The following is a 10,193-nucleotide window of genomic DNA, read 5'->3' as shown; positions in this document are numbered from 1 at the left end:
GCCATAAGGGCACCCCTAGCAAGAACATTTTACATCAAATAAAAAAAAAATCAAATAAAATTTTATTTTTTCTTTAAAAGTGATATAATATTTCAAGCAAAATTATGAAAGGAAAGACTATGAAGCACGAAGTATTAAGGTATTTGAAGTTGATGTTGGGATTGTTATTATGCGCACTAGGAGTTGTAACTATTTTAAATTCAAATTTAGGACTATCACCGTGGGATGTTTTAAATCAGGGTTTGAATAGAACTATTGGAATAACACTAGGAGAGGCAAATCTTTTAGTGGGTGCATTTGTTGTTTTATTTAGTATTTTTTTAAAACAACCAATTGGAAGTGGAACTGTAATAAATTTTTTATTGGTTGGAGTATTCATAGATATGTATATATATTTAGATATAATACCAAAAGGAGATATATTATTAAAAAAAATATTAATTTTAGTAATAGGGATATTTATATTTAGTTATGGTTGTTATGTTTATATATCCACAGGACTTGGATGTGGTCCAAGAGATGGATTGATGGTAATTTTGACTAAAAAATCAAGTCACCCACTGTGGAAAATAAAAACTTGTATAGAGATTGTTGTTTTAGGTCTTGGATATTTTTTAGGAGGAACAATAGGTATAGGAACAGTGGTTTCTTCCTTATGTGTAGGTCCTTTAATTCAATATTTTTTTAAGCTTAATAGTCAAGATATAAAAAAATTAGAGCATAGAAGCTTAATATCGGAGTTTAAATTTTTAAAAGGAAAAGTATTAAAATAATAAAAGAAGGAAAAGTTAAACTTTTCCTTCTTTTTTCATCCACATAAGTATATCATTATATACTTGATTTTTATTGAGTTCATTTAAAATTTCATGTCTACAATCTTTATATAGCTTTAAAGAAAGTCTATTAAAACCTAAATTTAAATAGAAATTATAAAGAGATTTAACTCCTAAACCGTAAAGTCCAATTGGATCATCTTCACCAGAAATAATTAAAATAGGAGTTGTTTTATTGACAAAATTAAAACTATTTTTATTATAAAGCTTAGATAAAAAATCTAAAAAATTATAATAAAATTTTGGGGTATAACTAAATCCACAATGAGGATCATCTAAAAATTCTTTTACAATTTTTGGATCTCTACTTAACCAAGATGAACTATTTTTATCTTTATCTTTTATTTTTGAATTAGTTCCCCAAAAAATAATATTATTAAAAATTTTTTTAGGATTATCTGTTAAAAGAGATATAGATTTAAAAAGAACTTTACCAATAAATGTCATGAATTTTCTCTCATAACAACTTCCCATAAAAATATAGTTAAATTTTTCTTTAGAGTATACTTTCATATACTTTTGAGCTATAAAGGATCCCATACTATGTCCTAAAATATAGAAAGGAAGATTTGGGAATTGCTCTTTTAAATTTTTGCTTATATTAACTTGATCGAAAACTAAAATATCAAAAGAGCTACTGAAAAGCCCTAAACTTCCATTTTTAAGAGCATCTTCTCCGTGACCTCTATGATCAGATAAGACAACTATATATTTATTTTTATTCAAAAAATCTGTAAAGTCCAAATATCTTTTAGAGTATTCACTCATACCATGTATAATTTGAACAATTCCTATAGCTGGATTATCGTTATTATAGATTATTTTAATTTTAATCGCCTCCTCTTTAACCTCTATTTAAAAAGAGAGTATAAATAAGTTGAATATACTGTTAAAAATAAAAGGCCATGAATTCTATTTAATCTATAGTTTCTTAAAACAAATGCTAAAAGAAGAATTGAAGCAACCATATTTAAAATTAAATCAATAAATGCAGTGGTAGGAACATCTATAGGTGTAATCACAGCAGATACCCCCAGAATAAAAAATGTATTAAAGATATTAGAACCAACAACATTTCCTATTGCAATATCAGTATTTTTCTTAAAGGCAGCAACTACGGAAGTTGCTAGTTCTGGTAAAGATGTTCCTAAAGAAACAACTGTTACAGAGATAACTCTTTCAGAAATTCCAAAGTTTCTAGCTAAATCAACAGCAGAGTCAACAATAAATTTTCCTCCAAAAACTAGAAGAATAAAGCCAAGTATCGTCACACCAGTAGCTATAGGTAATGTATAATTTTTTACTTCTAATTCGCTCTCTTCTCTATTCATAACTGTTAAATAGGCGTTGTACATAAGAAATAATATAAAAAACCCTAACAGTATAAATCCATCGATTTTACTTAAAACTCCATTTCTAGCTAAAATGTAAGTTAAAATAGAAGCAAAAAGAGCTATTGGTATTTCAAATTTAACAGTGTTTCTTGCAACTGTTAAAGGGTAGATAATAGCCGTAATACCCAAAATAACAAGAATATTAATAACATTACTTCCTATTACATTTCCTAATGTAATAGCAGTTTTACCATTTAATGCAGAAATAACATTTACAACAAGTTCAGGAGCAGAAGTTCCAAAAGCTACAATGGTAAGTCCAATAACAATATTAGGAATATTAAACCTTTTAGCTATGACAGAAGCTCCATCAACAAGAGAGTTCGCCCCTAAAACTAGAAAAACAACTCCAACAAGTAAAATAATTAAAGATATCATAAATCCTCCTAAATTAAACTAAACTTCTAATCCATTTATATGACATAACACGTGGATATGTTATAGCACATTTAACAAGTTCTTCTAAACAGATTATAAAATATAGTGTTGTTATAGATAATCCAGGGATAAAGTGGATGGCAGCAAAAGCCATTGGAATTCCTATAATCCAAATTCCAATCATTTCAGTTGCGATTGCATAAACAACATCTCCACCACCTCTCAAAGTACCTATTACTTGTATAATAGCATAAAATCTTGCAGGAATAAAGAATGCCATTATTTTTAAAACAGTAATTACATTTTTAGCTGTTTCAGGAGTTATTTTAAAGACTCCAACAAAAAGAGGAGAGATAAAGTAGAAAATAACTCCAATGACTACTCCCAATAAAACTCCAAATTGAGATATCTTTATAGAAAGAGAGTATGCCTCATCTTTTAAGCCAGCTCCAATTTTATTTCCAATTATAATAGCAGAAGCAGCTCCAATACCTATACCAAATATATTAAACATATTATTAACAGTAATTGCAATTTGCATAGTAGCAGTGGCATTAACTCCAAGTTTAGCATAAGCGATTGAATAAGTTGAAATTCCTAGAATCCACATAATATCATTAAAGATAACTGGGGAAGCAATTTTAAAAAATTCTTTCAATTTTTTTACAGAAAGCTCTTTTAAACCATGGAATTTTGTTGCAATTACATTATTATAGTTATAAATCATAAATAAAAGAAATCCAAGTTCCATAGCTCTGGAAATAGTTGTTCCTAAAGCAGCGCCAGCAACCCCCATCTTAGGGGCACCAAATTTACCAAATATAAATAAATAATTTAAAAGACCATTAAAAGCAATTCCAACAATACTTCCATACATAGGAAGTTTAGTCTGAGCAGTACTTCTCAAAGCCATTGAATAAGCTAATGTTATAGATGATAAAATATAACTTACAGCAACGATTCTTAAATAGCTAACTCCTAAAGATGTAACAGTAGGATCGTTTAAGAAAATATGTATTATATTTGCCGGAAAAATTAAAGCAATTGCAGCAAAAAATATAGAGACTCCAAGTGAGATTAAAAGAGATAGATCTAAAAATTCATGAATTTTTTTAACATCTTTTTTACCCCAAAGTTGAGACATAAAAATAGAAGCTCCCATTCCTACACCAGCTACTGAATAGAAGAAAATCATATAAAATTGATTTGATAAACCAACTGCAGCAATTTCGCTTTCCCCAAGCTTTCCAACCATAATATTATCAAGAAGGTTTAGTGAAGCAGTAATTAAACTTTGTAAAATAATTGGAATGGCTAAAGCCATTAACATTTTGATAAAACTTTTTTCGAATTTAAATTTTTGAAACATGTTACACTCCTTTTGTAAATTAAAGAGCAGATGGGTTATAAGCTGCCCATCTGCTCTTTTATATTGTATTTTATTTTTTCTTTTTAACTTTACCTTTTACTTTTTTTCTAGGTTTTTTATTGTTTTTTTCATCTCTATATTCTGTATAAGATTTTATATGTTTGTATTTTTCTATTAATAGAGGATTTTTAGCAACAGAAAATCCGAATTGACCAATAGGTTTTTTAGACATTGGGAAATATTCACCATGACAATAGTTAATTAAGTTAGCCCATTCAAAATGAATTTTACCTTTTTCATCAATAATATTCTTATTAATATGTGAACCAACAACTTCAGCTAAAAATAGATCATGTGTTCCTAGTGGAATAATTTGTTTAACTTTACATTCGATATTGATAGGAAATTCTTCTAAATATGGAGAATTGACATGTTCTCCAGGTTTAGCTGTAAGTCCTAAATGTTTGATTTTATCAACATCTCTTCCAGAAATAACACCACAATAATCAGTTTCTCTTACTTGGAAAGTATTTGGTAAGTTAACTGTAAACTCCATAGTTTCTTTAATATATTCATATGATAATCTCTCAGGTCTAATAGAGATAGAAAGCATAGGAGGATTAGTACAGATAGTACCTGTCCATGCCACTGTAAATGCGTTATTTATTCCATCTTTATTTCTAGATGTTATAACTACAGCAGGAACAGGATTTAAAACTACACTCCCTTTAAATAGTTCTTTTGTCATTATTATAGCTCCTTACTTTTCTTTTATTTTATCTTTTTATTATACAATATTAATTATTTAATGTCTATAAAATCAAAGAGATGTTTAGAAAAAATCTTGTAAAATTAAAAGAAAAAATATATTATTATAGAATAAAATAAATAAAAGAGGTGAAGAAAAAATGGCAAGAAGATTAAGATGTGATGTAGGATTTGCAGATAGTTTATTATTTTTACTAGGATGGACAGTTTTAGTTATAATAACTTTTGGATTAGCCTCTCCATTCTTTTTATTCTCTCTTATAAAGTTTATGATAAATAGAACTATTATTGTAGAGGAATAATAATGAAGATAGAAATTACTCAAGAAGTTTTAAACTATTTAGAAAAGAAAAACATCAAAGATATAAAGATGTATTTAGAAAGTACAAAAGGCAGTAAGTGATGTCCTGTTATTTTTAATGTTCAGGTTGAACTTTTAACAGAGGTGCAAAATAAAAATCTTGGTAAAAATAGAAAAATAATTTTTAGTGGAGTTAATGTTTATATAGATAAAAGTGTTCCTGAAAATAAAAATTATAAAATTTTTAAAGTGTTAAAAATACCTTTTTTTCCAATGATAATAGATGTAGAAGAGATTTAAAGTTATAAAAAGTTATATAAGAAAGGAGTTAATATGAAAAAATATCTAATATTATCAGTTTTATCTGTAATACTTTTATCAGGATGCTCTAATGTTGGGTCAAATACAATTGGTTCAACAACAGTTGGAGCAGGAGCAGGAGCTCTTTTAGGGCAAGCAATAGGAGGAGATACTGGAGCGACTCTTTTAGGAGCAGGGATAGGAGCAGCAGCGGGTGCATTAGTTGGTTCAGTTCAAGATCAAACTCAGGCTATAAAAGATACAAATCAACAGCCTTATTATAATAATCAGCCACAATACAGCCAACCACAATATAATCAACCTCAATATAATACAAATCAACAATATAATAAACCTTACTATAGTCAACCTTATAATTCATCATATTAAAAAGACCTCCAATTGGAGGTCTTTTATTTTTAATTACATAGCACTTTTAAAAATATTTGCAATATCTTTTTCGTTACCTTTTCTTGGATTACTAAATGCATTTCCATCTTTTAAAGCGTTACTAGACATAAGTTCAATATCTTCCTCTTTAACTCCTGCTTCTTTTAAACTTTTAGGAATTCCAACATCTCCTGAAAGTCTAAAGATGGCTTCGATTGATTTTTCAGCAGCTTCAATAACAGAAAGTCCATCTGTTTTTTCACCCATAAATTCAGCTATATCAGCAAACTTTTCAGGATTAGCAATCATATTATAACGACAAACATGAGGAAGTAACATAGCGTTAGCAACACCATGTGGCATATCATAAAGTCCACCTAGTTGATGAGCCATAGCGTGAACGTATCCTAAGTTTCCGTTATTAAAAGCCATACCCGCTAAAAGCGATCCATAAGCCATATTTTCTCTAGCTTTTAAGTTTTCTCCATTAGCAACAGCTTGTCTTAAATTTTGTGAAATTAATTTTATTGCTTGAATAGCAGCAGCATCTGTAACAGGATTGGCATCTTTAGAAACATAAGCTTCAATAGCATGAGTAAGAGCATCCATACCTGTTGCAGCAGTTAAACCAGCAGGTTTTCCAACCATAAGTAATGGGTCATTGATAGAAACTTGAGGTAGATTTCTCCAGCTTACAATAACAAATTTAACTTTAGTTTTAGTATTAGTAATAACAGCGTGTCTAGTAACCTCAGAAGCAGTTCCAGCAGTTGTATTGATGGCTATAATAGGAGGAAGTGGATTTATAAGAGTCTCAATTCCAGCGTAGTCGCAAATATCACCAGGATGTGTAACAGCTATTCCAATACCCTTACCGCAGTCGTGAGGAGAACCTCCACCTACAGTTATTATCATGTCGCACCCTTCTTTTTTATACATATCTGCACCTTCATATACATTTGTATCTTTAGGATTAGGCTCAACATTATCAAATACAACACTATCTATACCAGCTTCGTTTAAATACTTTATAGTTTTTTCTACAGCTCCATCTTTTAAAGAGTGTAAAAATTTATCAGTAACGATTAAAGCTTTTTTTCCATTAAGTATTTGAGCTCTATCCCCAACTACACTAAGGCATCCAGGGCCAAAAAAGTTAACACTAGGCATTAAATAATCATAAAATCTCATTAATAATCTCCTCCCAAAATAAAGTAGTTCTTGTTTCAGTTTAAGAGTAACAAAAAAACAAGATGTAAACAAGGTAAAAAAATACCTAAAAATGGTAAAAAAAAATCAAAAATATAAAAAATGACAAAAAAGTACAAATCTAAGATTGATTATTACCTTGAAGTATATAGAAAAAGTTGTTAATATTCGATATACGAACAAAAAAATAAAAAAGTATAGGGAGGAAAAGTTATGGTTGTTAAGAGTTTTAATCAAATTACTTTAGAAGCTTCAAAGAAGATGGGTAAAGCAGCTTTGAAAAAAGCATCAGAAATAAAAGTCCCAATTGTATTTTCAGTAGTAGATAATGGTGGTAATTTATTGTATTTAGAAAGAATGGATGAAGCTTTTGTAACAAGTGTCGATATAGCAATTAATAAAGCTTTTACAGCATGGGCATTAAAGAGTGGGACAAATGAGCTTAGTGAAGTAGTTTTACCAGGACAAAGTTTATATGGTTTAAATTTGACAAATAACTCTAGAATAATAACTTTTGGTGGTGGATTCCCAATTATTATAAATGATGAAATTGTAGGAGCAGTTGGAGTAAGTGGTGGAACTGTAGAAGAGGATATGGAGATAGCAAAAGCAGCATTAAATTCTTTATAATTTATAGGAGGAACGATGAGATCAAAACGTTTTGAAGTTTTAAGTGAACGTGCAGTAAATAAAGATGGATTTATAGGTGAATGGAAAGAAGAAGGGTTAATAGCTATGGATAGTCCTTTAGATCCTAAACCAAGTCTTGTAATTAAAGATGGAAAAATAATTGAATTAGATGGTAAAAAAAGAGAAGAGTTTGATATGATTGATCTTTTTATAGCTGATTATGCAATTGATTTAAGATATGCACAAGAAGCTATGAATTTATCAACACTTGAAATAGCAAAAAAATTAGTTGATATAAATGTAAAAAAAGAAGAAATTTTAAAAATAACAACAGGAATTACACCAGCAAAGATGGTAGAAGTTATTAGTCATTTAAATGTTGTAGAAATGATGATGGCTGTTCAAAAAATGAGAGCTAGAAAAACTCCTTCTAATCAATGTCATGTAACGAATTTAAGAGATAATCCAGTTCAAATTGCAGCAGATGCAGCAGAAGCTGCAATAAGAGGTTTTGATGAGCAGGAAACAACAGTGGGAATTGTAAGATATGCACCATTTAATGCTATTGCAATTTTTGTTGGTTCTCAAGTAGGAAGAGGTGGAGTACTAACTCAATGTTCGGTTGAAGAGGCAACAGAATTAGAACTTGGAATGAGAGGGTTTACAAGTTATGCAGAAACAGTTTCAGTTTATGGAACAGAGCAAGTATTTACTGATGGAGATGACACACCTTGGTCTAAAGCATTTTTAGCATCAGCTTATGCTTCAAGAGGGTTAAAAATGAGATTTACTTCAGGTACAGGATCAGAAGCCTTAATGGGATACTCAGAAGGAAAGTCAATGCTGTATTTGGAAACAAGATGTATTTATATAACAAGAGGAGCAGGTGTTCAAGGATTACAGAATGGTGCAGTAAGTTGTATAGGAATGCCAGGTGCTTTACCAGGAGGTATTAGAGCAGTTTTAGGAGAAAATTTAATAGCGATGCTTTTAGATTTAGAGTGTGCTTCAGCTAATGATCAAACTTTTTCTCATTCTGATATAAGAAGAACAGCAAGAACTTTAATGCAGATGTTACCAGGAACAGATTTTATATTCTCTGGATATAGTGCAGTACCAAATTATGATAATATGTTTGCAGGATCAAATTTTGATGCAGAAGATTTTGATGATTACAATATTTTACAAAGAGATTTAAAAGTTGATGGTGGATTGAGACCAGTTTCTGAAGATGAGGTAATAAAAATAAGAAATAAAGCAGCAAAAGCAATTCAAGGATTGTTTAAAGAGTTGGATTTGCCAGAAATATCAGACGAAGAAGTATATGCAGCAACATATGCTCACGGAAGTAAAGATATGCCAGTTAGAGATGTCGTTCAAGATTTAAAAGGGGCTGAAGAACTTTTAAAAAGAGGAATAACAGGATTAGATTTGGTAAAAGCTTTAAGCAAAAGTGGATTTAAAGATGTTGCTGAAAATGTATTAAATATGTTAAAACAAAGGGTTTCTGGAGATTATCTCCAAACTTCAGCAATTTTAAATAAAGATTTTAAAATTGTAAGTGCAATAAATGATAAAAATGATTATATGGGACCAGGAAGTGGTTATAGAATTAGTGAAGAAAGATGGAATGAAATTTCTAATATCCCAACAGCAATAAAGCCAGAGAGCATTGAATAGGAGGAAAAAATGGAAATAAAAATAAAAGAGGTTGGAATTGCGAAAAAAGGTGATAGAATAGAAGAGGTAGTTATTGGACTAGCTCCAGCTTTTAAAAAATATCAACATAAAACAATAACAGATGTTCCTCACGATATAGTTTTAATGGAGTTAGTAGCAGGAATAGAAGAGGAAGGATTAATTGCTAGAGTTGTACGTGTAAATAGAACATCAGATGTTTGTTTTATTGCAAATGATGCAGCTAAATTGAGTGGATCTGGAATAGGAATAGGGATACAATCAAAAGGAACAACAGTTATACATCAAAAGGACTTACTTCCATTAAATAATTTAGAATTATTTCCACAGGCACCTCTTTTAACGCCGGAGATTTATAGATTAATTGGTAAAAATGCAGCTAAATATGCTAAAGGAGAATCGCCTAATCCAGTACCTGTTATAAGTGATCAAATGGTGAGACCAAAATATCAAGCAAAAGCAGCTTTATTACATATAAAAGAAACAAAGCATGTAAAAGAAAATGAGAAACCTGAAGAGTTAGAATATACTTTTGAATAAGGAGATGAAAGATGAACAAAAAAATTAATATCGAATTAGATTATCCTTTAGGAGAGAAGAGAAAAGAGTGGTTAAAAACTCCAACTGGAAAAACGTTAGATGATATCACTTTAGAAAACGTTTTAGATGAAAATATTAAAGCTCAAGATATTAGAATCTCTTCAGAAACACTTAATCTTCAAGGAGAAGTAGCTGAAACAGCAGGGCAGCCTACTATAAAAAGAAATTTTCAAAGAGCTAGCGAATTAGTAAAAATATCAGATGAAAGAATATTAGAAATTTATAATGCTTTAAGACCAAATAGATCATCTAAAGAGGAACTTTTAGCTCTGATGAACTTGAAAATAAATATGGAGCAGTTGTAAATGCAAACTTTGTTAGAG

Annotated in this window: 13 protein-coding genes; 8 read left to right on the top strand and 5 right to left on the bottom strand. The window is 29.7% G+C overall.

Translation table 11 applies throughout. The features are described 5' to 3' along the window. Positions 1–119 precede the first annotated feature (119 nt). Positions 120–773 carry a hypothetical protein gene (locus tag Q0V08_RS08185; RefSeq protein ID WP_297433788.1) on the top strand — a complete coding sequence of 218 codons (654 nt, stop codon included), beginning with the start codon at positions 120–122 and terminating at the stop codon, positions 771–773. Between the two features lie 15 nt (positions 774–788). Here the strand turns inward: Q0V08_RS08185 and Q0V08_RS08180 are convergent, their stop codons facing one another. From Q0V08_RS08180 to Q0V08_RS08165, 4 genes are all read right to left on the bottom strand, one after another. Beyond that, positions 789–1,622, bottom strand: coding sequence for an alpha/beta hydrolase (locus Q0V08_RS08180; protein ID WP_297433789.1), 834 nt, complete (start codon positions 1,620–1,622; stop codon positions 789–791). A 62-nt stretch (positions 1,623–1,684) separates the two neighbouring features. Next, the gene (locus Q0V08_RS08175; protein ID WP_297433786.1) at positions 1,685–2,605 is read right to left on the bottom strand and encodes a calcium/sodium antiporter; all 921 of its coding nucleotides are present in this window, start codon (positions 2,603–2,605) and stop codon (positions 1,685–1,687) included. Between the two features lie 13 nt (positions 2,606–2,618). Next, positions 2,619–3,974, bottom strand: coding sequence for an MATE family efflux transporter (locus Q0V08_RS08170; RefSeq protein WP_297433784.1), 1,356 nt, complete (start codon positions 3,972–3,974; stop codon positions 2,619–2,621). A gap of 70 nt (positions 3,975–4,044) precedes the next feature. Next, on the bottom strand, positions 4,045–4,722 hold the full coding sequence (locus Q0V08_RS08165; RefSeq protein ID WP_297433782.1) for a flavin reductase family protein: 678 nt from the start codon (positions 4,720–4,722) through the stop codon (positions 4,045–4,047). 160 nt (positions 4,723–4,882) lie between these two features. Here Q0V08_RS08165 and Q0V08_RS08160 point away from each other — a divergent pair, with 160 nt between their 5' ends. The 3 genes from Q0V08_RS08160 to Q0V08_RS08150 all read left to right on the top strand — a co-directional run bounded on the left by Q0V08_RS08160 (position 4,883) and on the right by Q0V08_RS08150 (position 5,733). Next, positions 4,883–5,044, top strand: a complete 162-nt coding sequence (locus Q0V08_RS08160) for a hypothetical protein (protein ID WP_297433780.1) — start codon at positions 4,883–4,885, stop codon at positions 5,042–5,044. Positions 5,045–5,187: 143 nt separating this feature from the next. Next, positions 5,188–5,343: a hypothetical protein gene (locus tag Q0V08_RS08155; protein WP_297433778.1), complete on the top strand. Its 156-nt coding sequence runs from the start codon at positions 5,188–5,190 to the stop codon at positions 5,341–5,343. Positions 5,344–5,376: 33 nt separating this feature from the next. Further along, entirely contained in the window at positions 5,377–5,733 is a 357-nt protein-coding gene (locus Q0V08_RS08150) for a YMGG-like glycine zipper-containing protein (RefSeq protein WP_297433776.1), read from the top strand. A 33-nt stretch (positions 5,734–5,766) separates the two neighbouring features. Here Q0V08_RS08150 and Q0V08_RS08145 read toward each other — a convergent pair whose 3' ends face one another. Then, positions 5,767–6,924 carry an iron-containing alcohol dehydrogenase gene (locus Q0V08_RS08145; RefSeq protein ID WP_185892782.1) on the bottom strand — a complete coding sequence of 386 codons (1,158 nt, stop codon included), beginning with the start codon at positions 6,922–6,924 and terminating at the stop codon, positions 5,767–5,769. Between the two features lie 231 nt (positions 6,925–7,155). Between Q0V08_RS08145 and Q0V08_RS08140 the strand changes: the two genes are divergently transcribed. From Q0V08_RS08140 to Q0V08_RS08125, 4 genes are read left to right on the top strand one after another with little or no spacing between them, the layout of a single operon-like run. Next, positions 7,156–7,572, top strand: coding sequence for a heme-binding protein (locus Q0V08_RS08140; protein WP_297433773.1), 417 nt, complete (start codon positions 7,156–7,158; stop codon positions 7,570–7,572). A 15-nt stretch (positions 7,573–7,587) separates the two neighbouring features. Further along, a complete protein-coding gene (locus tag Q0V08_RS08135) occupies positions 7,588–9,252 on the top strand; it encodes a propanediol/glycerol family dehydratase large subunit (RefSeq protein WP_297433771.1) in 1,665 nt (554 codons plus the stop codon). A gap of 9 nt (positions 9,253–9,261) precedes the next feature. Continuing rightward, complete coding sequence (locus tag Q0V08_RS08130; protein ID WP_297433769.1) at positions 9,262–9,810, top strand: propanediol/glycerol family dehydratase medium subunit; 549 nt, start codon at positions 9,262–9,264, stop codon at positions 9,808–9,810. Positions 9,811–9,821: 11 nt separating this feature from the next. Next, positions 9,822–10,175, top strand: a complete 354-nt coding sequence (locus Q0V08_RS08125; RefSeq protein WP_297433767.1) for a diol dehydratase small subunit — start codon at positions 9,822–9,824, stop codon at positions 10,173–10,175. The last annotated feature ends 18 nt before the right edge of the window (positions 10,176–10,193 follow it).

Source organism: uncultured Cetobacterium sp. (assembly GCF_947038635.1).
In the GTDB taxonomy this organism is placed as follows: domain Bacteria; phylum Fusobacteriota; class Fusobacteriia; order Fusobacteriales; family Fusobacteriaceae; genus Cetobacterium_A.
This window is presented reverse-complemented; position numbering and strand designations above follow the sequence as displayed.

Bases quoted from the DNA above. Each gene is read 5' to 3' on its own strand.
- Q0V08_RS08150 (WP_297433776.1), top strand. From the start codon at position 5,377: ATGAAAAAATATCTAATATTATCAGTTTTATCTGTAATACTTTTATCA.
- Q0V08_RS08175 (WP_297433786.1), bottom strand. From the start codon at position 2,605: ATGATATCTTTAATTATTTTACTTGTTGGAGTTGTTTTTCTAGTTTTA.
- Q0V08_RS08145 (WP_185892782.1), bottom strand. From the start codon at position 6,924: ATGAGATTTTATGATTATTTAATGCCTAGTGTTAACTTTTTTGGCCCT.
- Q0V08_RS08140 (WP_297433773.1), top strand. From the start codon at position 7,156: ATGGTTGTTAAGAGTTTTAATCAAATTACTTTAGAAGCTTCAAAGAAG.
- Q0V08_RS08170 (WP_297433784.1), bottom strand. From the start codon at position 3,974: ATGTTTCAAAAATTTAAATTCGAAAAAAGTTTTATCAAAATGTTAATG.
- Q0V08_RS08160 (WP_297433780.1), top strand. From the start codon at position 4,883: ATGGCAAGAAGATTAAGATGTGATGTAGGATTTGCAGATAGTTTATTA.
- Q0V08_RS08135 (WP_297433771.1), top strand. From the start codon at position 7,588: ATGAGATCAAAACGTTTTGAAGTTTTAAGTGAACGTGCAGTAAATAAA.
- Q0V08_RS08130 (WP_297433769.1), top strand. From the start codon at position 9,262: ATGGAAATAAAAATAAAAGAGGTTGGAATTGCGAAAAAAGGTGATAGA.
- Q0V08_RS08125 (WP_297433767.1), top strand. From the start codon at position 9,822: ATGAACAAAAAAATTAATATCGAATTAGATTATCCTTTAGGAGAGAAG.
- Q0V08_RS08185 (WP_297433788.1), top strand. From the start codon at position 120: ATGAAGCACGAAGTATTAAGGTATTTGAAGTTGATGTTGGGATTGTTA.
- Q0V08_RS08165 (WP_297433782.1), bottom strand. From the start codon at position 4,722: ATGACAAAAGAACTATTTAAAGGGAGTGTAGTTTTAAATCCTGTTCCT.